The 25371-nt window shown below is 76.9% G+C and carries 2 protein-coding genes; both read right to left on the bottom strand.

The genetic code is table 11. The features are described from left to right. Nucleotides 1–31: 31 nt before the first annotated feature. Nucleotides 32–14917, bottom strand: coding sequence for a type I polyketide synthase (locus CO540_RS05180; protein ID WP_099161136.1), 14886 nt, complete (start codon nt 14915–14917; stop codon nt 32–34). Between the two features lie 38 nt (nt 14918–14955). Beyond that, a complete protein-coding gene (locus CO540_RS05185; RefSeq protein WP_099164597.1) occupies nt 14956–25191 on the bottom strand; it encodes a type I polyketide synthase in 10236 nt (3411 codons plus the stop codon). Nucleotides 25192–25371: the final 180 nt, after the last annotated feature.

The raw sequence follows: 25371 nt of genomic DNA on the forward strand, positions 1-25371 counted from the left end.
CGATCTCGCTCCCTGGTGTGCCACGCGTGCCTCAGGACAGCCCGAGATCGCGGTCGAGAAGGTCGAAGAGCTCCTGGTTGCTGGCCGTCCGCAGCCGGTCGGCCACGTCGCCGGCCGGCTCGTCCGGTTCGTCGGCGCCGAGGCGTTCCAGCAGCCGTTGCAGCCGCATGGTGATCCGCACCCGGCCGAGGTCGTCGCGCTCGCGCAGCGTGAGCGCCTCCTCCAGCCGGTCCAGTTCCTCGCCGGTGGGCAGCTCGCCCGCCGACGCCTCGTCGACGAGCTGGGCGCGCAGGTGTTCGGCGAGGGCCTGCGGGGTCGGGTAGTCGAACACCACCGAGCTGGCCGGGGCGAGGCCGGTGAGCCGGACCAGCCGGCCGCGCAGCTCCACCGCGGTCAGCGAGTCGAACCCGAGGTCCCGGAACGGCCGGTCGGCGTCGAGGGCGTACGGGCTGTCGTGGCCGATCACCTCGGCCGCGGCGGCCCGGATCAGGTCCACCAGCAGCCGGTTCTGCTCGGTGGTGGTGAGGTCGGCCAGGCGCTTGCGCAGCGCGGCGAGCGTCTCCGTGCCGCCGGTGTCGGCCGGGTCGGTCCCGGCGGCCGGCGTCGCCACCTCGGGCAGGTCGGCGATCAGCGGGCGGGGTCGGGCGGCGGCGAAGACCGGGGCGAAGCGCGCCCAGTCGACGTCGGCGACGGTGAGCACCGTGCCGTCGCCCTCGATCGCGGCGCGCAGCGCGGCCATCGCCGGTTCCCGGTCCAGCAGGGTGACACCGCGCCGGCTCATCGCGGTGGCGTGGTCGTCGCTGACCATGCCGCCGCCGGCCCACGGTCCCCAGTCGACCGACACCACCCGGGCCCGACCGGCCGGGCGGGACTGCGCCCAGGCGTCGAGGAAGGCGTTGCCCGCCGCGTACGCGCCGTGGTCGCCGACGCCCCAGGTGGCGGCGATGGAGGAGAAGTAGACAACCAGGTCCAGCGGCTCCGGGTCGAGCAGCTCGTCGAGGTGGCGGGCGCCGGCGGTCTTGCCGGAGACCACGTCGGCCAGTTCGTCGGTGGTGACCGCGCGCAGCGGGTTGAGCCGGCCGACGCCGGCGGCGTGCACCACCGCCCGTACCGTCTCGCCGTCGGCGCGCAGCGCGTCGACCAGCCGGGCGACGGCGGCGCGGTCGGCCAGGTCGCAGGCGAGCACGCGGGCGTGCGCGCCGAGGTCGGCCAGCTCGGCGACGGTGTCGGCGACGCCGGGGGCGTCCGGTCCGCGCCGGCTGACCAGGATCAGCCGGCGGGCGCCGTGCCGGGCGAGCCAGCCGGCGGCGTACCGGCCGATGGCGCCGGTGCCGCCGGTGACGAGCACGGTGTCGGGGGGCTGCCAGGCCGACGTGTCCGGCCGGTCGGGGCGGGGCGCGCGGGTCAGCCGGCGCAGGTGCACGCCGGACGGGCGGACCGCGAGCTGGTCCTCGCCGTCGGCGTTGGTCAGCGCCCGGATCAGGTGGTCCCCGACGCCGCCGTCGAGATCGGCCGGCAGGTCGATCAGCCCACCGGCGTGCGCCGGGTGTTCCAGCGCGGTGACCAGGCCCAGGCCCCAGGTGGTGGCCTGGGCGGGGCGGGTGAGCGGGTCGCCCGCGCCGGTGCTGACCGCCTGCCGGGTGAGCAGCCACAGCGGTCCGGTGGGCGCGGCGTCGGTGACGGCCTGGACGAGGGCCAGGTTGCCGGTGAGTCCGGCCGGCACGGCCGGATGGTCGGGGTCGGGGTGCTCGTCCAGCGCGAGCAGCGAGACGACGCGGGTCGGCCCGTCCGGCAGGTGGTCGGCCAGCTCGGTACGGGTGACGGTGGCCGGGTCGACGGTGAGCACGCGGGCGTCGCCGCCGTGGTCGCCGATCAGCGCGGCGATCCGGCCCGCCACGTCGGCCCCGCTGTCGGGTGCCACGAGCAGCCAGTCACCGGCGGCGGGGCCGGCGGTGAGCTGCCGCCGGGGCCAGGTGATCCGGTAGCGCCAGCCGTCGGCGACCGCGTCGGCACGTCGCCGCTGGTGCCAGTCGGCGAGCGTGGGGAGCTGGTCGCGCAGCGGCCGGTCCGGGTCGACGCCGAACCGGGTCGCCAGGGCGTCGCCGTCGCCGGCGGTGACGACCTGCCAGAACGCGTCGTCGACCGGGTCGGCGGGGGCCGGTGCGGCGACGCCGACCAGTTCGCCGTCGCCGACCGGCCAGTACCGCCGGCGCCGGAACGGGTAGGTGGGCAGGTCGACCGGTTCGGCGGCGGGCAGCAGCGCCGCCCAGTCCACCGGTACGCCGTGGCAGTGCAGCCGGGCCAGCGCGCCGAGCAGGGCGTCGACCTCGTCCCGGCCGCGGCGTTGCACGCCGGTGACCAGCGGGCCGCCGTCGGGCAGCGCGTCCGCGGCCAGCGCGGTGAGCACCGTGTCCGGGCCGATCTCCAGCAGCGTGCCCACGCCGAGGTCGCGCAGGTGGGTGACGGTGTCGCCGAAGCGCACCGCCTCGCGGACGTGGCGGACCCAGTAGTCGGGGGTGCAGACCAGGTCGGCGTCGACGACCCGACCGGTCAGGTTCGACACCAGCGGCACGGTCGGCGGGGCGTAGGCGAGGCCGGCGGCGACGGTGGCGAACTCGGCCAGCATCGGCTCCATCAGCGGGCTGTGGAACGCGTGGCTGACGGCGAGCCGCTTCACCCGTACGCCGAGGGTGGTGAAGTGGTCGGCGAGCGCGGCCAGTGCGTCGTCGGCGCCGGCGACCACGACGGCGGCCGGACCGTTCACGGCGGCGATCGCGGCCCGGTCGGCGTGGCCGGTGAGCGCGTCGGCCACCTCGGTCTCGCCGGCGGCGACGGCGAGCATGCCGCCGCCGGCCGGCAGCGCCTGCATGAGCCGGCCGCGCTGGCCGACCAGCGTGCACGCGTCGGCCAGGGTGAGCACCCCGGCGACGTGGGCGGCGGTGATCTCGCCGACCGAGTGCCCGGCGACCAGGTCGGGACGTACCCCCCAGTCGGTGAGCTGCCGGTGCAGCGCCACCTCGACGGCGAAGAGCCCGGCCTGGGTGAAGGCGGTCTGGTCCAGCAGCGCGGCCTCGGCGCTGCCCTCGGGCGCGAACAGCACGCTCTTGAGCGGGCGGGGCAGGTGCGCGTCGAGGTGCTGGCAGACCTCGTCGAGCGCCTCGGCGAAGGCGGGCAGCGCCTGGTAGAGCTCCCGGCCCATCCCGGCGTGCTGGGCGCCCTGCCCGGAGAAGAGCACGGCGAGCGTGCCGCCGGACGCGGCGACGTCCTGGTGCACGGCGGGGTGGCTCTCCCCGGCGGCCAGGGCGCGCAGCGCGGCCAGTCGGGTGTCCGGGTCGGCGGCCAACAGCACCGCGCGGTGGCGCAGGTGGGAGCGGGCGGTGGCGAGGGTCCATCCGACCGGGGCGGCGTCGTCGCCGGCCGCTGCGGTCCCGTCGCCGGTGGCGGCCGGGCCGGTGGCGGCCGGACCGGTCGAGGCCGGCTCGGTGGCCGGGCCGGCGAGCCGGGCGGCGAGGCGGGCGGCCTGGGCGCGCAGCCCGTCCTCGTCGGCGGCGGAGAGCGGCCACGGCAGCAGCGGCAGCGCCGGGCGGAGGATGTCCTCCCGCTCCGGCGTGTCCCCGGCCGGTGGGGCCGCCTCGAGGACGACGTGGGCGTTGGTGCCGCTCACCCCGAACGCGGACACCGCCGCCCGCCGGGGGCGGTCCGTCTCCGGCCAGGGCCGGGCCTCGGTGAGCAGCGCCACCGCGCCGTCGGACCAGTCGACGTGCGGGGTGGGCTCGTCCACGTGCAGCGTCGGCGGGAGCACGCCGTGCTGCAACGCCAGCACCATCTTGATCACGCCGGAGACGCCGGCGGCGGCCTGGGTGTGGCCGATGTTGGACTTGACCGAGCCGAGCAGCAGCGGCCGGTCGGCGGGCCGGTCCTGGCCGTACGTGGCCAGCAGCGCCTGCGCCTCGATCGGGTCGCCGAGGCGGGTGCCGGTGCCGTGCCCGTCGACCGCGTCCACGTCCGCCGGGGTGAGCCCGGCGTTGGCCAGCGCCTGCCGGATGACCCGCTGCTGGGCGGGCCCGTTCGGCGCGGTGAGGCCGTTCGAGGCGCCGTCGGAGTTGGTCGCCGAGCCGCGCACCACGGCCAGCACCCGCCGGCCGTCGCGGCGGGCGTCGGAGAGCCGTTGCAGCAGCACCAGGCCGGCGCCCTCGCCCCAGCCGGTGCCGTCGGCGGCCCCGGCGAAGGACTTGCACCGGCCGTCGGCGGCGAGGCCGCGCTGCCGGGCGAACTCCAGGAACGGCCCGGGTGTGGCCATCACGGTCACGCCGCCGGCCACCGCGAGGTCGCACTCGCCGGCGCGCAGCGACTGCACCGCGAGGTGCAGCGCGACCAGCGACGACGAGCAGGCGGTGTCCACGGTGACCGAGGGGCCCTGCAACCCGAAGGTGTAGGAGAGCCGGCCGGAGACCACGGCCGCCGCGTTGCCGGTGGCCTGGTAGCCCTCCGTCTCGGCCCGGGCGGCCATCAGCAGCGTGGCGTAGTCCTGCCCGTTGGTGCCGACGAACACGCCGGTGCCGCTCTCCCGCAGCCCGTCCGGCGGCAGGCCGGCCCGTTCGAACAGCTCCCACCCGGTCTCCAGCAGCAGGCGCTGCTGCGGGTCCATCACCAGCGCCTCGCGGGGCGAGATGCCGAACAGGCCGGCGTCGAAGCCGCCGACGTCGGTGACGAAGCCGCCCTCGCGGGCGTACGAGGTGCCGGGGGCGTCCGGGTCGGGGTCGTAGATGGCGTCGAGGTCCCAGCCCCGGTCGGCGGGGAACGGGCCGATGGCGTCGCGGCCCCCGACGACCAGCCGCCACAGCTCCTCCGGGCTGTCGACCCCGCCCGGGTAGCGGCAGCTCATGGCCACCACGGCGATCGGTTCGTCCAGCGCGGCGACGGCCCGGGTGGGCGCGGCGGCGGCCTCGGTGACGCCGAGGATCCGGTCGGCCAACCAACCGGCGAGCAGGTCCGGGGTGGGCCGGTCGAAGACCAGGGTGGCGGGCAGCCGCAGCCCGACCGCCTCGGCGATCCGGTTGCGCATCTCCACCGCGCTGAGCGAGTCGAAGCCGATGTCACGGAACGGCCGGTCCGCGCCGACCGCCTCGGCGGAGGCGTGGCCGAGCACGGCGGCGGCGTGCATCCGGACCAGTTCCAGCAACGCCCGACGGCGCTCCGGCGCGGCCAGGCCGGCGAGCCGGCCGCGCAGCGGGGACGACTCGGCCGGCTCGTCGTCGGTGCGGGCGGCGGCGAGGAGTCGGGCGACCTCGGGCAGTTCCTCGATCAGCGGGCGGGGGCGGGCCAACGCGTACGTCTGGTGGAACCGGTCCCAGGCGATGTCGGCCACGGCGAGCGTGACCTCGTCCTGGGCCAGCGCCCGGGCCAGCACGGCGACCGCCAGCTCGGGGCGCATCGGCCGGACGCCGGAGCGGAACATCTGGTCGGCGGCGCCCTCGGTGTCCATCATGCCGCCGCCGTCCCAGGCCCCCCAGGCCACGGCCGTGGCGGGCCGGCCGCGCCGGCGTCGGTCCTCGGCGAGCGCGTCGAGGAACGCGTTGCCGGCGGCGTACCCGCCCTGCAGGCCGCCACCCCAGACGCCGGCGCCGGAGGAGAACAGCACGAACGCGGCCACGTCGTCGCCGAAGGTCCGGTCGAGGTTGACCGCGCCGGCCACCTTGGCGCGCAGGCCGTCGGCGAGCTCGGCCGGGCCGGTGGCGTCGAGCGGTCCGGCGTGCGCGACGCCGGCGGCGTGGAAGACCGCGTCGATCCGGACGTCGAGCCGGTCGACCAGGTCGCGCAGGGAGTCGGGGTCGGCGACGTCGCAGGCCGCCACCGTGACGGTCGCGCCGAGCGCGGTCAGCTCCGCATCCAGCTCGGCCGCGCCGGGGGTGGCCGGGCCCTGCCGGCCGGTGAGCACGAGGTGCGCGGCGCCGTCGCGGGCCAGCCAGCGGGCCACGTGCGCGCCGAGCGAGCCGAGGCCGCCGGTGACCAGGACCGTGCCGGCGGGCCGCCAGCCGCCGCCGTCCGGCGGGCTGTCGCCGCCGGCGCGGGCGAGCCGGCGGCCGAACAGCCCGGAGGGGCGTACGGCTAGCTGGTCCTCGTCGCCGACGCCGGCCAGGACGACGGCCAGCCGGCCCCGGGCGCGCCGGTCCAGGACGGCCGGCAGGTCGACCAGGCCGCCCCAGCGGTCCGGGTGTTCCAGCGCGACGACCCGGCCGAGGCCCCAGACCGGGGCCTGCCACGGGTGGTCGAGCGGGTCGGCGCGGCCGGTGCTGACGGCGCCCCGGGTGGCGCACCACAGCGGCGCGGTGAGGCCGGCGTCGCCGAGGGCCTGGACGAGGGCGAGCGTGCCGGCGAGCCCGGCGGGCACCACCGGGTGGTCGGGGTGGCCGGTCTCGTCGAACGCCAGCAGCGAGAGCACGCCGGTGATGTCGTCGAGCCCGGCCAGCTGTGCGGCCAGCGCCGCCCGGTCGGGTTCGGCGACGGTGACCGGGACGACGCCGGCGCCGGCCTCGCCGAGGGCCGCCACCACCTGCCCGACCAGAGCGTCACCGGCGTGGGCGGCCGGCGCGACGAGCAGCCAGGTGCCGGCGAGCCGAGCCGTCGGTGCGGTGGTGAGCGGCGCCCACCGGACCCGGTACCGCCAGGCGTCCACTGTGGATTCGTCTCGGCGGCGTTGCCGCCAGTCGGCGAGCACCGGCAGCGCCTCGCCCAGCGCACGCGCCTCGGTGCCGTCGACGTCCAGGGCGGCGGCGAGCGCGTCGGCGTCGGCCCGCTCGACGGCGTCCCAGAACTGCCGGTCGGCCTGGTCCTCGACGGCCGCCACCGGCCCGGTGCGCACCGGCGAGTCGGGCCAGTAGCGCTGGCGGTGGAAGGCGTACGTGGGCAGCGGCACGGCCGGTCCGGCGGGGACGCCGCAGACGGCGGCCCAGTCCACGCCGACGCCGCGGGTGTGCAGCTCGGCCAGCGCGGTGAGGAGCCGGGGCCAGCCGCCGGCGTCGCGGCGCAGCGTGTTCACCACGGCGGCCTCGTGCTCGGCGTCGTCGATCGTCTCCTGCATGCCGAAGCTGAGCACCGGGTGCGGGCCGATCTCCAGGAACACCTGGTGTCCGTCGGCGAGCAGCGTCCGGACGGCCTGCTCGAAGTTCACGGTCTGGCGCAGGTTGCGGTACCAGTAGTCGGCGTCGAGCGTGGTGGTGTCGGTGGGCAGGCCGGTGAGCGCGGAGTAGAACGGCACCTCGGCCGGGCGGGCGGTGATGTCGGCCAGGCTGTCCAGGAGCCGGTCGGCGACGGCCTCGACGTGCGGCGAGTGGGAGGCGTAGTCGACGTCGAGCGGGCGGATCCGCACGTCGTCGGCGGTGCAGGCGGCGACCAGCTCGGCCAGCGCGTCCGGGTCGCCGGCGACCACCACCGATCCGGGACCGTTGACCACGGCCACGCAGAGCCGCCCGTCCCAGCGTCGCAGCATCCGCTCGACCCGGTCGGCGGGCAGGCCGACGGAGGCCATGCCGCCCCGGCCGGCGATGTCGGCGAGCACCTGGCTGCGCAGCGCGACGATGCGGGCGGCGTCCTCGAGGGAGAGCGCGCCGGCCACGCAGGCGGCGGCGATCTCGCCCTGGGAGTGCCCGACCACGGCGCCCGGGCGTACGCCGAGGGACCGCCACAGCCGGGCCAGGGAGACCATCACGGCCCAGAGCGCGGGCTGCACCACGCCGGAGGCGACCAGGGGTGGCGCGCCGTCGGCGCCGCGCAGCACGTCGGTGAGCGACCAGTCGACCCAGGGCGCGAGGACCGCTTCGCACTCGGCGATGGAGGCGGCGAAGACGGGTGAGCTGTCCAGCAGGTCGACGGCCATGCCGGGCCAGTGGCCGCCGTGGCCGGAGAAGACGAAGACGGGCGCCGGGTTGCGCAGCGCGGTCCCGGTGACCACCGTCGGCACGGTGTCGCCGTCGACCAGGGCGGTGAGGCCGCGGACCAGGTCGTCGGGGTCCTGGCCGAGGACGACGGCCCGGTGCGGGAACGCCGCCCGGGTGGCGGTCAGCGCGTACGCCACCTCGGCCGGCCCGTACTCGGGGTAGGCGGCGAGGTGGGCGCGCAGCCGGACGGCCTGTTCGGGGAGCGCGGCCCGGTCGGCGGCGGAGAGCGCGAGCGCGACGACGCCGGCGTCGGTGGCGGCGCCGGGCCGGAATTCGGCCGGGGCGGCGGGTTCGGGGGTGTGTTCGAGGACGACGTGGGCGTTGGTGCCGGAGATGCCGAACGACGACACCGCCGCCCGGCGGGGCCGGTCCCGGTCGGGCCAGGGCGTCGGGGCCGTGGCGAGGGTGACCGCCCCGGCGGTCCAGTCGATGTGCGGGGACGGTTCGTCGACGTGCAGGGTGGCGGGGACGATGCCGTGCCGCATGGCCAGGACCATCTTGATCACCCCGGCGACGCCGGCGGCGGCCTGGGTGTGCCCGAGGTTCGACTTGACCGACCCGAGCAGCAGCGGCCGGCCGTCCGGCCGGTCCTGGCCGTACGTGGCCAGCAGCGCCTGCGCCTCGATCGGGTCACCGAGCGTGGTGCCGGTGCCGTGCGCCTCCACCGCGTCCACGTCGGACGGGTTCAGCCGCGCGTTGGCCAGGGCCTGGCGGATGACCCGCTGCTGCGATGGGCCGTTGGGGGCGGTGAGCCCGTTGGACGCGCCGTCGGAGTTCACCGCCGTGCCCCGCACCACCGCCAGGATCCGGCGGCCCTCCCGCTGGGCGTCGGAGAGCCGCTGCACCAGTAGGACGCCGGTGCCCTCGCCCCAGCCGGTGCCGTCAGCACCGGCGGCGAACGACTTGCACCGGCCGTCCGGGGACAGGCCACGCTGGCGGGAGAACTCGATGAACGTGCCGGGGGTGGCCATCACGGTCACGCCGCCGGCGAGCGCGAGGTCGCACTCGCCGGAGCGCAGGGCCTGCGCGGCGAGGTGCAGCGCGACGAGCGACGACGAGCAGGCGGTGTCGACGGTGACCGCCGGACCCTCCAACCCGAACGTGTACGCCACCCGGCCGGACAGCACGCTGGCGGAGGTGCCGGTGCCGATGTAGCCCTCGACCTCGGCGGGCAGCTCCATCAGGCGGGAGGCGTAGTCGTGGTACATCACGCCGGCGAAGACGCCGGTGCGGGAACCGCGCAGGGCGGCCGGGTCCAGGCCGGCGGACTCGAACGCCTCCCACGAGGTCTCCAACAGCAGCCGCTGCTGCGGGTCCATGGCGAGGGCCTCACGCGGGCTGATGCCGAAGAAGCCGCTGTCGAACTCCGGCGCGCCGTAGAGGAAGCCGCCGTGGCGGGTGTAGGAGGTGCCGCTGTGGTCGGGGTCGGGGTCGAACAGCGACTCCAGGTCCCAGCCCCGGTCGGCCGGGAACTCGGAGATCCCGTCTCCACCGGCGGCCAGCAGCTCCCACAACTGCTCCGGGTTGTCCACCCCACCCGGGTAGCGGCAGGCCATCCCGACGATCGCGATCGGCTCGTCCGGGCCGGTGGTGGTGGCGGTGTCGGGCGCGGCGGTGGTGTCGGCGCGGGCGCCGGCCAGTTCGGCGTACACCTGACCGGCGAGGATCTGCGGCGTCGGGTAGTCGAAGACGAGCGTGGACGGCAGTCGCAGCCCGGTCGCGGCGTTGACCCGGTTACGCAGGTCGACGGCGGTCAGCGAGTCGAAGCCCAGTTCCCGGAACGCCCGGTCGGCCGGCACCGCGTCCGCGCCGCCGTGCCCGAGGACCTGCGCCACCAGACCCCGGACCAGCGCGTCGACCTGGTCGCGGGCCTCCTGCGGGTCGAGGCCGGCCAGCCGGTCGGCCCAGTTGCCCCGGCCGGCCTGGCGGCGGGTGGTGACCGGGCCGAGCAGCGCGCGCAGCAGGGACGGCACCCGGCCGCCGACGATCTGCGACCGCATCGCCGGTACGTCGACGACGGCCGGGACGAGCGTGGCCCGCCCGGCGGTCAGCGCGGCGTCGAACAGTTCCAGCCCGACCTCGGGGCTCATCGCGGCGAGGCCGGCCCGGGTGGAGCGGGCCCGGTCGACGTCGGACTGGGATGCGGCCATGCCACCGGTGTCCCACATGCCCCAGGCGAGGCTGACCGCCGGCAGGCCGTCCTGCCGGCGGTGCGCCGCCAGCGCGTCGAGCACACCGTTCGCGGCGGCGTACGCGGCCTGGCCGGGCGAGCCGAGCACCCCGGCGACGGAGGAGAAGAGCACGAACAGGTCGAGGTCGAGGTCGCGGGTGGCCTCGTGCAACCACCAGGCGGCGGTGGCCTTCGGGGCGAGCACGTTCGCCAGCCGGTCCGGGCTGACCGCCGAGACCACGCCGTCGTCGAGGACCCCGGCGGTGTGCACCACTCCGGCGAGCCGACCCGGCACCTCGGCGACCAGCCGGTGCACCTGGTCCCGGTCGGTGACGTCGCACGCCACCACCGACACCGCCGCGCCCAACCCGGTCAACCGCTCGACAAGTGCCGCCGCGCCCGGCGCGGCCGGACCCTGCCGCGACACCAGCACCAGCGACCGCACCCCGTGCCCGGCCACCAGATGCTCCGCCACCAGCGCACCCAGGGATCCGGTGCCACCGGTGACCAGCACCGCGCCGCCGGCGTCACCACCGATCGCGGGAGTGTCGGCGACCGGAACCGGACCGGCCACGTCACCACCGGTCACGGGCGCGTCCGCGGCGTGACCGGCCGTCATGTCCCCGGACGACCTCGCGGGAACAGCCGGCGGAAGCGTCGCGCGGACCAGACGCGGCGTCAGCACGGCATCGCCGCGCACCGCCACCTGCCCGCCGGTGACCGGCAGATCCCCCACCACACCGGCCAGCACCGACAACACCGAGGCGTCCACGTCCCGGTCCACGTCCGCCAGGACGATCCGCTCCGGATGCTCCGACTGCGCCGACCGCAGCAACCCCCACACCGCCGCACCGGCCAGATCCACCACCCGGTCGCCGTCCGACACGGCCACCGCACCCCGGGTCACCACCACCAACCGCGAATCCGCCAACGGCTCCGCGGCCAGCCACGCCTGCACCGTCGCCAGCACGTCGGACGCGACCATCCGGACGGCTTCCGGAACGTCCACCCCGGACGGCGTGGCCACCGGCAGCACGAGCGTGCCCGGCGGCTCCTCCCCCGCCTCGACGGCGGCCGGCACGTCCGGGTACGCCGGCAGCCCGCCGACCGGCGCGCCGAGCGCCGCCCAGCCGGACAGGTCCTCGACGGGCGGGACCGGCTCGTGCTGCCAGCGCACCTCGAACATCGACCGGGCCGCCGCGCCCGGGGCGGTCAGGCCGGTCATCTCCCGCAGGACCAGCGCGTCCACCGACACGACCGGGGCGCCGGCGTCGTCGGCGGCGACCAGCCGCACCGTGCCACCGTCGGGGGACAGCCGCACCCGCAGCGCGGTGGCCCCGGCGGCGTGCACCTGCACGCCCTCGAACGCGAACGGCACGCGCGGACCACCGCCGTCGGTGGCGAGCAGCAGCCCGATCGGGTGCAGCGCGGCGTCCAGCAGCGCCGGGTGCACCGCGAAGCCGGCCGCGCCGTCGGCGACCTCCTCGGGAAGGGCGACCTCGGCGTACACCTCGCCGTCGCCGGTCCAGGCCCGGCGCAGGCCGCGGAACGCCGGCCCGTACGCCAGGCCGTGCTCGGCGAGCGTCGGATACCAGCCGTCCAGGTCGATCTCGGTGGCGGTGGTCGGGGGCCACGCCGGCAGGGCGGGCTCGTCGGCGGCGGCGGGTTCGAGGACGCCCTCGGCGTGCCGTACCCAGCCGGCGTCCGGGTCGTCCTCGGCCTGGGCGTGCACGGTGACCGCGCGGGCGCCCGCCGCGTCGGCCGGACCGACCCGCACCTGCACCCGCACGCCCCCGGCGGCGGGCAGCACCAGCGGCGCGGCGATGGCCAGCTCGCGCAGCCGGGAGACGCCGACCTCGTCGCCGGCCCGGACGACCAGCTCGACCAGCGCGGCGCCGGGCAGCACCACCACGTCGCCGACCGCGTGGTCGGCGAGCCAGGGGTGGGTGGCGGCGGCGAGCCGGCCGGTGAGCAGCACCATGTCCTCGCCGGCGACGGAGACGGCGGCGCCGAGCAGCGGGTGCCCGGCCGCGCCGAGGCCGGCGCCGGACACGTCGGCGAGCCGCCCGACCGGCTCCAGCCAGTACCGCTCGTGCTGGAAGGCGTACGTGGGCAGGTCGACGCGGCGGGCGCCGGCGCCGGCGAGCAGCGCGTCCCAGTCGACGGTCAGACCCTCGGTGTGCAGCCGGGCCAGTGCCTCCAGCACGGCGCGGGGTTCGGCGCGGTCCTTGCGCACCAGCGGCACCAGCACGGCCGTCGGGTCGGTGAGGCAGCTCTCGGCCATGGCGGTGAGCACGCCGCTGGGGCCCAGCTCGACGTACGTCCCGACGTCCGCCTCGGCGAGCCGGTCCACCGCGTCGGCGAACCGCACGGCCTCCCGGACGTGCCGGACCCAGTAGTCGGGGGCGCAGATCAGCTCCGGCTCGGCGATCCGGCCGGTCAGGTTGGACACGATCGGCACGGTGGGCGGGGCGTAGCGCAGACCGGCGGCGACCGCGGCGAACTCGGCCAGCATCGGCTCCATGAGGGCGCTGTGGAACGCGTGGCTGACCCGTAGCCGGTGGGTGGGCGTACCCCGGTCGGCCCAGTGGGCGGCGAGCGCGTCGATCGCCTCGGCGTCGCCGGAGACGACCACGGCGGCGGGGCCGTTGACGGCGGCCACGCCGACCCGCCCGTCGACGCCGGCCAGCGACGCGGTCACGTCCGTCTCACCGGCGGCCACGGCGAGCATCGCGCCACCGGCCGGCAGCGCCTGCATGAGCCGGCCCCGGGCGGCGACCAGCGCGGCCGCGTCGGGCAGCGACAGCACGCCGGCGACGTGCGCGGCGGCCAGCTCGCCGATCGAGTGGCCGACCAGGAGGTCGGGGACCAGCCCGAACGAGCGGGCGAGCCGGTGCAGCGCCACCTCGACGGCGAACAGGCCGGCCTGGGTGAACTGCGTCTGGTGCAGCAGGTCGTCGTCGCCGAACAGCACCGGCCGCAGCGGCTGCGGCAGCAGCGGGTCGAGGTGGGCGCAGACCTCGTCGAGCGCGGCGGCGAAGACCGGGAACGCCGCGTACAGGTCGCGGCCCATGCCGGCGCGCTGCGCGCCCTGCCCGGAGAAGAGGAACGCGACCCGGCCGCGCGGCGCGGCGGTGCCGGTGACCACGGACGGCGCGGGTTCGTCGGCGGCGAGCGCGCGCAGCCCGGCGACCAGGTCGTCGCGGTCGGCGGCGAGCACCACGGCCCGGGCGTCCAGCCCGGCGCGGCGCCGCGAGGCGGCGGCCAGGTCGACCGGGCGGGCGGTGTCGTCGGCGGCCACGTGGTCGGCCCAGCGGCGGGCCTGCGCCGCGAGCGCGTCGGGGTTGCGGGCGGAGAGCAGCACCGGCGCGACCGGCGGCGGGGTGCCGGCCTCGGGCTCCTCGACGGCCGGTGGCTGCTCGACGGCCGGTGGCTGCTCGACGATGACGTGGGCGTTGGTGCCGCTGATGCCGAACGAGGAGACGGCGGCGCGGCGGGGCCGGTCCGACGCCGGCCACGGCCGTTCCTCGGTGAGCAGCTCGACCGCGCCGGCGGACCAGTCGATGTGCGGGGACGGCTCGTCCACGTGCAGCGTGCGGGGCAACACTCCGTGCCGCATCGCCAGGACCATCTTGATGATCCCGGCGGCGCCGGCCGCCGCCTGGGTGTGCCCCAGGTTCGACTTCACCGACCCCAACCAGAGCGGGTCGCGCCCGTCGCGGTCCTGCCCGTACGTGGCCAGCAGCGCCTGCGCCTCGATCGGGTCGCCGAGCGTGGTGCCGGTCCCGTGCGCCTCGACGACGTCCACGTCGGCCGGGGACAGCCGCGCGTTGGCGAGGGCCTGCCGGATCACCCGTTCCTGGCTGGGCCCGTTGGGGGTGGTGAGGCCGCTGCTGGCGCCGTCCTGGTTGACGGCGCTGCCCCGGATCACGCCGTGGATGTGCCGGCCGTCGCGTTGCGCGTCGGAGAGGCGTTGCAGCAGCAGCATGCCGACGCCCTCGGCCCAGCCGGTGCCGTCGGCGGCGGCGGCGAACGACTTGCACCGCCCGTCGGCGGCCAGGCCGCGCTGGCGGGAGAACTCGGCGAAGACGCCGGGGGTGGAGAGCACGGTGACGCCGCCGGCCAGGGCCAGGTCGCAGTCGCGCTGCCGCAGCGCCTGCACGGCGAGGTGCACGGCCACCAGCGACGAGGAGCAGGCGGTGTCGATGGTGACGGCGGGCCCTTCCAGCCCGAACGTGTACGCCACCCGGCCGGACACCACGCTGCCGGAGTTGCCGGTGCCGAGGTAGCCCTCGACGCCCTCCGGGAGGTCGACCACCCGGGAGGCGTAGTCGTGGTACATGACGCCGGCGAACACGCCGGTGCGGCTGCCGCGCAGCCGCTGCGGGTCCAGGCCGGCGGACTCGAACGTCTCCCAGGTGCTCTCCAGCAGCAGCCGCTGCTGCGGGTCCATGGCGAGCGCCTCGCGCGGCGAGATGCCGAAGAACGCGGGGTCGAACGCGGTGGCCTCGTAGAGGAAGCCGCCCTTGTCGGTGGAGGACGTGCCGGGGTCGTCCGGGTCGACGGAGAAGAGCCGGTCCAGGTCCCAGCCCCGGTCGGTCGGGAAGTCCCCCACCCCGTCGCGGCCGTCGGCGACGAGCTGCCACAGCGCGTCCGGGCCGTGCACCCCGCCCGGGTAGCGGCAGGCCATGCCCACGATGGCCATCGGCTCGCGGTCCTTGGCCTCCACCTCGCGCACGCGCCGCCGCGCCTCGCGCAGGTCGGCCGTGGCGCGCCGGAGGTAGTCGAGGAACTCTTCCTCAGTGGGCATCGGGCCGCTCCGTATCGGGATCAGAGGTCCGGGGCATCTCAGGCGGTTCCGAGTTCGTCGTCGAGCAGGTGGAACAGTTCCTCGGCGCTGGCGGAGCCGAGGTTGCCGTCGTCCGCGCCGGTGCCGTCGGTGGCGCTCTCGGCGTACGTCCAGAGCGACAGCAGTTCGCGCAGCCGGGCGGCGACGGCGGCGCGGTCGGTGTCGTCGGCGGCGATGGCGCGCATCGCCGTCTCCAGCTTGTTCAGCTCGCCGAGCACGGACAGCGCGGAGGTGCTCCGCTCGGCGAGCAGCGCGCCGCGCAGGTGCGCGACCATGGCCGCGGTGGTGGGCCGGTCGTAGATGAGCGTGGACGGCAGCCGCAGCCCGGTGGCGGCGGCGAGCCGGTTGCGGAACTCCACCGCGGTCAGCGAGTCGAAGCCCAGCTCGACGAAGCCCTTGTCGGTGTCCACGTCGCGCAGCGAGGCGTAGCCGAGCACCGCCGCCGCGTGGGTGCGCACCAGGTCGGAGAGCACCCGGTCGCGGTCGGACTCGGCGGTGGCGGCGAGCGTGTCGCGCAGCGCCGTCGCCGCGTCCGCGCCCGGTGTCGTGGCCGACGCCGCGCCGGTGGGGCGGACCAGGCCGTGCAGCAGTCGGGGCAGCGCCGGTCCGAGCCGGCCGAGCACCGCATGGTCCAGGTTGACCGGCGCGATCGCCGGCTCGTCGTGCCGCAGGCCCTCGCTGAACAACGCCATGCCCTCGTCCGGGCCGAGCGGGCGGAAGCCGGCGCGGGTCATCCGCCGCTCGTCGACGTGCCCCTGCGGACCGCCGGGCTCGTCCGGGTTGGCCCACGGCCCCCACGCCATCGACGTGACGGGGAGCCCGCGGGCCCGGCGGTGGTGGGCGAGCGCGTCGAGGAACGCGTTCGCGGCGGCGTGGTTGGCCTGGCCGGGGCCGCCGAACAGCCCGGCGGAGGAGGAGAAGAGCACGAACGCGGCGAGGTCGAGCTTCTCGGTCAGTTCGTGCAGGTGCCAGGCGGCGTCGACCTTGGGCGCGAGGACGGTGTCGAACCGGGCCGGGGTCAGCGCCGGCAGGACGCCGTCGTCGAGGACGCCGGCGGCGTGCACCACGCCGACCAGCGGCCGGTCGGCGGGGATCTCGTCGAGCAGCACGGCCAGTGCGTTCCGGTCGGTGACGTCGGCGGCGACGACCTGCGCGGTGGCGCCGAGCGCGGTCAGGTCGGCGACGAGGTCGGCGACGCCGGGCGCGTCCGGGCCGCTGCGGCTGACCAGCAGCAGGCGCGGCACGGCGTGCCGGGTGACCAGGTGCCGGGCGACGAGCCGGCCGAGCGCGCCGGTGGCGCCGGTGACCAGCACGGTGCCGGTGGACAGGTCCGGTTCGGGCCGCTGCGGCGGCGGGCCGAGGCGGACCAGCCGGGGCACCCGGAGCTGGCCGGCCCGCAGCGCGAGCTGCGGCTCGCCGGTGCCCAGCGCGGCGGGCAGCGCCACCGTGGAGCGGGGGTCGTCGTCGAGGTCGAGCAGCACGAACCGGCCCGGGTTCTCCGACTGGGCGGAGCGGATCAGGCCCCACGCGGCGGCGGCCGGCAGGTCGGCGGGGCGGTCGGTCGGTTCGACGGCGACCGCGCCCCGGGTGACCACGACCAGCGGGGTGCCGGCGAATGGTTCCCGGGTGAGCCAGTCCTGCGCCAGCGCCAACGTCTCGTGGGTGACCAGGTGTGCGGCCCGGGCCGGGTCGGGCTCGTCAGCGCGCTGTCCGGGGCGGACGGCGACCACCGCGTCGGGCCGGGCCGCGCCGCCCGTCACGGCCGCGACCAGGTCGTCCAGGTCCCGGTACGCCTCGACGCCGGGCCATCCGTCGGCGTCGCCGAGCACGGCGATCCGGGTGGGGCGGGCGGTGCCCGGCTCCGGGGTGGTCCAGTCGAGGCGGTGCAGCGACCGGGCGGCGGCCCGGCGGGCGGTGTCGAGCTGGTCGGCGCTGATCGGGCGCAGCACGAGCGCGTCGAGGGAGGCGACCGGCGTGCCACCGGTGTCGGTGACGGTGACGGCGACCGCGCCGTCGGTGGGGGTGAGCCGGACCCGCAGCTCGCGGGCCCGGGTGGGTTGGATCGCCAGGCCGGTCCAGGAGAACGGCAGCCCGGGCCCGGCCGCGTTCGCGGGTGCGGCGGCGGCAGTGGTGGCGCGGTGCAGGGCGTCGGCGCCGATGGTGTGCAGCGCGGCGTCGAGCAGCGCCGGGTGCAGGGTGAACGGGTCGACCGGCGCGTCGGGGTCGAGCGCGACCTCGGCGAGGAGGTCGTCGCCGCTGCGCCAGGCGGCGCGCAGCGCCTGGAACGTCGGCCCGTACCGGTAGCCCTGCTCGGTGAGGTGCGGGTAGAGGGTGTCCAGCGGGATCGGTTCGGCGTCGGCGGGTGGCCAGGCGCCGCCGGCGGTGCCGGTGACCGGTCGGGTGGGGGCGAGCAGGCCGGTGGCGTGGCGCTGCCAGGTCCGGCCGGTGCCCGGGGCGTCGCCGCCGTCGTCGAGGTGGGAGTGGACGGAGACCGGCCGGCATCCGTCGTCGTCGGCGGCGCCGACGCGGATCCGTAGGTCGACGCCGCCGGTCGGCGGGACGACCACCGGTGCTTCCAGGACCAGTTCGGTGACGTGGGCGGTGTCCAGGGCGCGTCCGCTCCAGGACGCCATCTCGACCAGGGCGGTGCCGGGGAGCAGGACGGTGCCGAGCACGGCGTGGTCGGCGAGCCAGGGATGGGTGGTCAGGGAGATCCGGCCGGTGACCAGCAGGCCGTCGTCGCCGGGCAGGTCGGCGGCGGCGTGCAGCAGCGGGTGGTCGACGGCGTCGAGTCCGGCGGCCGGCAGGCCGGCCGGTCCGGTGCCGCCGCGCGACAGCCAGTAGCGGTCCCGCCCGAACGGGTAGGTGGGCAGGTCGACCACGGCGGCCGGCGTGAGCACGGCAGTCAGGTCGACGGGCAGGCCGATGGTGTGGGCGGTGGCGAGGCTGGTCAACAGCCGCGTCGGATCGTCGTCACCACGCCGCAACGTCGACAGCGCGTGGCCGGTGGTGTCGGTGTCGTCGAGGATCGCCGTCACCGGCAGCGTGAGCACCGGATGCGCGGACACCTCCACGAACGTGCTGTGCCCGGCCGCGACCGCCGTGCGCACCGCCTGCTCGAACCGGACGGGTTGGCGCAGGTTGGTGTACCAGTAGTCGGCGTCCATGCCCTGCGGGTCGGCCCACTCCCCCGTCACCGACGACACCATCCGAATGTGCCCCGGCTGCGGTGACAAGCCCGCGAGGTCGGTGAGCATCCGCTCGCGGATCTGCTCCACGGCCGGGTTGTGCGAGGCGTAGTCGAACGGCACCGGCTTCGCCCGCACCCCCTCGGCGACCCACGACTCCCGCAGATCAGCCAGGGTGTCCGGCGGACCGGACACCACCACATGCCCCGGCCCGTTGAGCACCGCCACCACCGTGCCCGACACACCCTCGATCCGCGCGGCAACCTCCGCCTCAGGCAGATCCACCGCGAGCATCCCGCCCGAACCGGCCAACGTGGCAAGCGCCCTGGCCCGCAGGATCACCGCCCGCGCCGCGTCGTCCAGGGACAACACCCCCGCCACGCACGCGGCGGCCATCTCCCCCTGCGAATGCCCGACCACCACACCCGGCTGCACACCGGCGGCCCGCCACACCTCCGCCAGACACACACCCACCGCGAACAACACCGGTTGCAGGATCTCCACCCGGCCCAACCAGGCATCGTCGTCGCCGGTCAACACCGACACCAGGTCCACGTCCAGATACGGCGCGAACGCCCGCTGACACTCGGCAAGACGCGTGTCGAACGGCGCGCACCGGCCCACCAGACCCGCCGCCATCCGCACCGACTGACCACCCTGACCCGGGAACACGAACACCGGACCCGGCCCGTGGACGCCCGCCGTCCCGGTGACCAGGGCGGAGGACGGCAGGCCGGACGCGAGGGCGTCCAGGCCGGCCAGCAGGTCGTCGCGGTTCGTACCGACGACGGCGGCGCGCTGGTCGAGCGCGGCGCGGGTGGTGGCGAGTGACCAGGCCACGGCGGCCGGGTCGTGGTCCGGGTGTTCGCGGATGTGCCGGGCGAGCCGCTGCGCCTGCTGCGCGAGCGCGGTGGCGGAGCGGGCGGACAGTGGCCAGAGCGCCGCGTCGGTCCGCACCAGCCCTTCCGTCGGCGCGGGCGTGGCGTCCACCGGCTCGGCGGGCTGCTCGACGATGACGTGGGCGTTGGTGCCGGAGATGCCGAACGACGACACCGCCGCCCGACGCGGCCGGTCCACCACCGGCCACGGACGGGCCTCGGTCACCAGCTCCACCGACCCCGCCGACCAGTCGATGTGCGGCGACGGCGCGTCCACGTGCAGCGTGGCCGGCACGGTCGCGTGGCGCATCGCCTCGATCATCTTGATCACGCCGGCGACGCCGGCGGCGGCCTGTGCGTGGCCCATGTTCGACTTGATCGAGCCGAGCAGCAGGGGCGTGTCGCGGTCCTGCCCGTACGTGGCGAGCAGCGCCTGCGCCTCGATCGGGTCACCCAACGTGGTGCCGGTGCCGTGCGCCTCCACCACGTCCACGTCCGAGGTGGACAGCCCCGCGTCGGCCAACGCCGCCCGGATCACCCGCTGCTGCGACGGCCCGTTCGGCGCGGTCAGCCCGTTGGACGCGCCGTCGGAGTTGACCGCGCTGCCGCGGACCAGCGCCAGCACCCGGTGGCCGTGGCGGCGGGCGTCGGAGAGCCGTTCCACCAGCAGCATGCCGACGCCCTCGGACCAGCCGGTGCCGTCGGCGGCGGCGGCGAAGGACTTGCACCGCCCGTCGGCGGCGAGGCCGCCCTGCCGGGAGAACTCGGCGAACGTGTCCGGGGTGGCCATCACCGCGACGCCGCCGGCGAGCGCCAGGTCGCACTCGCCGCGGCGCAGCGACTCGCCGGCCAGGTGCAGCGTGACCAGCGACGACGAGCAGGCCGTGTCGACGGTGACCGCCGGGCCTTCCAGCCCGAGCGTGTACGCGACCCGGCCGGAGATGACGCTGTGCGCCCCGCCGGTCATCAGGTAGCCCTCGGTGCCCTCCGGCACCTCGGTCAGCCCGGTCCCGTATCCGGAGGTGGAGGCGCCGACGAACACGCCGGTGCGGCTGCCGGCCAGGCCGGTCGGGTCGACGCCGGCCCGTTCCAGCACCTCCCAGGCGGCTTCGAGGGTCAGCCGCTGCTGCGGGTCCATCGCGAGGGCCTCGCGGGGCGAGATACCGAAGAACGCTGGGTCGAAGCCGGTGGCCTCGGGCAGGAAGCCGCCGGCCGGCGTGTAGCCGCTGTCCGGCGCGGGCACGGCCCAGCCCCGGTCGGCGGGGAACCCGCCGATCGCGTCGACGCCGTCGGCGACCAGACGCCACAGCTCCGCCGGGCCGCTGACCCCGCCCGGGTAGCGGCAGGCCATCCCGACCACCGCGATCGGCTCGTCGGTGTCGGCGGCGCGGGTCGGACCGGCGGACGCGGCGGGCGCGGCGCCGAAGGCGGTCTCCCGCAGGTGTCGGGCCAGTTCGGCCGGGGTGGGGTGGTCGAAGACGAGGGTGGACGGCAGCCGCAGCCCGGTGGCCTCGTTCAGTCGGGTGCGCAGGTCCACCGCGGTGAGCGAGTCGAAGCCGAGGTCCTTGAACGGTCGGCCGCGCAGGTCGTCGGCGGTGGCGTGGCCGAGGACGCGGGCGGTCTGCTCGTCGACGATGCGCAGCAGTTCCCGTTCCTGCTCCGCCTCGGGTCGGTCGGCCAGGTGGCGTAGCGGCTCGGCGACGCCGGCCGGCGCGGCGGCGTCCCGGGCCGCCTCGTCCTCGGCGAGCGCCCGCACCTGCGGCAGGTCGGACAGCAGCGGGCTGGGCCGGGTGAGCGTGAACGCCGGGTGGAAGCGACTCCAGTCGACGTCGGCGACGGTGACGCCGGGGGTGGGTCGGTCCATCGCCCGGTCCAGCGCGAGCAGGGCCCGCCGGGGGTCGATGGTGGGCAGTCCCATCCGGTGCAACTGTTCGGTGGCGGCGTTCTTCGCGGCCATGCCGTCGGCGCCACCCCAGGCGGTCCAGGCGACGGCGGTGGCGGCCAGGCCCCGGTCGCGGCGGTGCACCGCGAGCGCGTCGAGCAGCGAGTTGCCGGCGCCGTACGCGCACTGCCCGGCGCTGCCCCAGGTGCCGGAGACGGAGGAGAAGAGCAGGAACGCGGTCAACGGCCGGTCGGCGAGGCACTCGTCGAGGTGCAGCGCGCCGAGCACCTTGCCGGCGACCACGTGGGCGAACTCGTCGAGGGTGGTGCCGGTCAGCGGGGTGAGCTGGTCGGTGCCGGCCGCGTGCACCACGGCGGTCAGGTCGGGCAGCGAGTCCAGCAGCGCGGCGACGGCCGTACGGTCGGTCATGTCGCAGGCGGCGGCGGTGACCCGCCCGTCGGCGCCGTGCTCGTCGAGCAGCGGGGCCAGGCCGGGGGTGTCGGCGCCGCGCCGGCCGGCGAGCACGACCCGGCGGGCACCCCGGTCGAGCAGCCAGCGGGTGACGTGGCCGCCGAGCGCGCCGGTGCCGCCGGTGACCAGCACGGTGGCGGCGGCCCACCGGTCGCCGGCCGGCTGCTCGGGTGCGGCGGCCGGGCCGAGCCGGCGGCCGAAGACACCGCCGGCGCGGACGGCCACCTGGTCCTCGCCGCTGCCGCCGGTGAGGATCGCGGCGAGGCGGCGCCGGCCGGCGTCATCGGGGGTCTCCGGCAGGTCGACCAGGCCGCCCCACCGGTGCGGCTGTTCCACGGCGGCGGCGCGGCCGAGGCCCCAGACCAGGTTCTGCACCGGGTGGGTGAGCCGGTCGGCCGGACCGGCCTTGACCGCGCCGCTGGTCAGGCACCAGACGGGCGCGTCGAGGTCGAGGTCGGTGAGGGCCTGGAGCAGCACCAGCGTGGTGGCGGCGGCGACGCTGACGCCGGGGTGGGCGGGCAGCAGCCGGTCCAGCCCGGCGACCAGGTGCAGCACCCCGGCGACCGGCGCGTCGCCGATCGCTTCCCGCAGCCGGTCGGCGAGCGCCGCCCGGTCCAGGTCGTCGGCGCCGAGGCGCAGCACCGCCGCGTCGTCGACGAGTCCGGGCAGGTCGTCCGCCCAGCCGCGCTCCTCGGGGTCGGTGGGCAGCAGCACCAGCCAGCGGCCCGCCGGCCGGTCACCCTCCGGGACGGCGACCGGTTGCCACCGCACCTGGTACGTCCAGCCGTCCACCACGGACCGGTCGTGCCGGCCGCGTCGCCAGGCGGAGAGCACCGGCAGCGCCGGCAGCAGCGTGTCCACCGCGCCGAGCTGGTCGCGCAGGGCGTCGACGTCGGTCCGTTCCACCGCGGCCCAGAACTCGGCGTCCGCGCCGGTCTGCTCACCGGCGGGGGCGGGAGGAGGCGGCTCGGGCCAGAACCGCTGCCGGTGGAACGCGTACCCGGGCAGCCGGACCCGGCGCGGGTCGGCGCCGGCGAACAGCTCCCGCCAGCCGACGGTGACGCCGGCGACGTGCAGCTCGGCCAGCGCGGTGAGCAGCGCGGCGGGTTCCGGCCGGTCCCGCCGCAGCAGCGCCACCGCGCTGACGTCCGGGCCGGCCACGTCGCGGGTCAGCGCGGTGAGCACGCCGCTCGGCCCGACCTCCAGGAACGTGCCGGCGCCGAGCGCGCGCAGCCGGGTGACGCCGTCGGCGAAGCGGACCGCCTCCCGGACGTGCCGCACCCAGTGGTCGGTGGTGCGGATGCCCTCCGGGTCGACCAGCTCGCCGGTCAGGTTCGACACGATCGGCAGGGTCGGCGCGCGCAGCTCCAGCCGCTGCACCACGGCGGCGAACTCGGCGAGCATCGGCTCCATCAGCGGGCTGTGGAACGCGTGGCTCACGGCGAGCCGCTTCGTGCGTACCCCCTGCTCCGCGCAGCGGCGCTCGACCTCCGCGACGGCCGCCTCGGCGCCGGAGACCACGACGGCGGCGGGCCCGTTGACGGCGGCGACGCCGATCGGCCCGGCGACGTCGGTGAGCAGCGCGTCGACGTCGGCGGGCGGCGCGGTGACGGAGAGCATGGCGCCGCCGGCCGGCAGCTCGTGCATGAGCCGTCCGCGCGCGACGACCAGCGTGGCGGCGTCGGCGAGCGACAACACGCCGGCCACGTGCGCGGCGACCACCTCGCCGATCGAGTGCCCGGCCAGCAGCTGCGGGCGGACGCCCCAGGACGCGAGCAGCCGGACCAGGGCCACCTCGACGGCGAACAGCGCGGGTTGGGTCCACCGGGTCAGGTCGAGCAGCGCCGCGTCCTCGGTGCCGGGTTCGGCGGCGAGGATCGGCCCGAGCGGGCGGGGCAGGTGCCGGTCGAGTTCGGCGCACACCTCGGCGAGCGCGTCGGCGTAGGCCGGGAACGCGGCGGCCAGTTCGCGGCCCATCCCGGGCCGCTGCGCGCCCTGGCCGCTGAACAGGAACGCCAACTGCCCGCCGCGCGGGCCGCCGGCGACCAGGCCGGGGGCGGTCCCGCCGGCGGCGAGGGTACGCAGGTGGTCGCGGAGCGCGGCGCGGTCCGGGGCGAGGATCACGGCCCGGTGGTCCAGCGCGCCCCGGGTGGTGACCGACGACCAACCGATGTCGGTCAGTGGCACGTCCGGGCCGGCGTCGGCGTCGGCGTCGGCGTCGGCGTCGAGCCAGTCGGCCCAGCGGGCGCCCTGGGCGGCCAGGCCGGCGGCGTCGCGCGCGGAGACGAGCACCGGCACCAGGCCGGCGGCCGTCACCGGCGCCGGACCGGTCGGCGCGACGGCGGTCGGGGACGGGCCGTCCCCGGCGACCGCCGCGTCCGGGGCGGACGACGGGGCCGAGGCGGACGACGGGGCCGAGGCGGACGACGGGGGCGGGGCCTCCTCGACGATGACGTGGGCGTTGGTGCCGCTCATGCCGAACGAGGACACCCCGGCGCGGCGGGGCTGCTCGCCCGGCGGCCAGGGCAGCGCCTCGGTCAGCACCGACACCGCGCCCGCGGTCCAGTCGACGTGCGGGGTGGGCGCGTCGACGTGCAGCGTGGCCGGGAGCCGGCCGTGACGCAGCGCCATCACCATCTTGATCACGCCGGCGACACCGGCGGCGGCCTGGGTGTGGCCGATGTTCGACTTCACCGACCCGAGCCGCAGCGGCCGGTCCGCGGGCCGCCCCTGCCCGTACGTGGCGAGCAGCGCGGTCGCCTCGATCGGGTCGCCGAGACTGGTGCCGGTGCCGTGCGCCTCCACCGCGTCGACCTGCTCCGGGGCGAGCCGGGCGCTGGCCAGCGCCTGGAGCACCACCCGCTGCTGGGAGGGGCCGTTGGGGGCGGTGAGCCCGTTGGACGCGCCGTCCTGGTTGACCGCGCTGCCCCGGATCACCGCGAGCACCGGGTAGCCGTGGCGCTGGGCGTCGGAGAGCCGGGCCAGCAGCAGCACGCCCACGCCCTCGCCCCAGGCGGTGCCGTCGGCGGCGGCGGCGAACGCCTTGACCCGCCCGTCGGCGGCGAGCCCGCGCTGGCGGCTGAACCCGACGAACGCGGCCGGGGTGGACATGACGGTGGCGCCGCCGGCCAGCGCGAGCGTGCACTCCCCCTGCCGCAGCGCCTGGCCGGCGAGGTGCAGCGCGACCAGCGACGACGAGCAGGCGGTGTCGACCGAGACGGCGGGTCCCTCGATGCCCAGCACGTAGGAGATCCGCCCGGAGACGACGCTGGCGGCGGTGCCGGTCAGCACGTACCCCTCGACGCCGGGCGGGGGCGTCTGGAGCAGCGCCGCGTAGTCCTGGCCGGTGGTGCTGGCGAACACGCCGACCTGGTGCCCGCGCAGCGCCGTCGGGTCGATGCCGGCGTGCTCGAACGCCTCCCAGGACGTCTCCAGCAGCAACCGCTGCTGCGGGTCCATGCCGAGCGCCTCACGGGGCGAGATGCCGAAGAAACCGCTGTCGAACTCGGTGGCCGAGTCGAGGAAGCCGCCCTCGCCGACGTACGAGGTGCCGGGATGGTCGGGGTCGGGGTGGATCAGCCGGTCCAGGTCCCAGCCCCGGTCGGCGGGAAAGGCCGAGACGGCGTCGGCGCCGGAGTCGACCAGCCGCCACAGGTCCTCCGGTGACCGCACCCCGCCGGGGAACCGGCAGCCGATGCCGACGACGGCGATCGGCTCCCGTTGCGCGGCCTCCAACTCGCCGAGCTTGCGCCGGGTCTGGTGGAGGTCGGCGGTCATCCATTTCAGGTATTCCCGGAGGGTGTCCTCAGTCGCCATCAGCGCCACCTTTTCGGGCCGGAGAAACAGGCGACCCAATACCGTTCGGCGTGACCATGAATTGCACTGTCCCGCGCCCACCAGGTCTCACTTACGGTGAGGAAGGTAATTGTCCGCGGAGGCGGGTCACAACCCCTACGACGCCCCTAGGGCCGCCCCTAGCAGGGACGTCGTCGCGAG

Origin of the sequence: Micromonospora sp. WMMA2032 (genome assembly GCF_002688545.1) — a bacterium.
Taxonomy (GTDB): Bacteria; Actinomycetota; Actinomycetes; order Mycobacteriales; family Micromonosporaceae; genus Micromonospora; species Micromonospora sediminicola.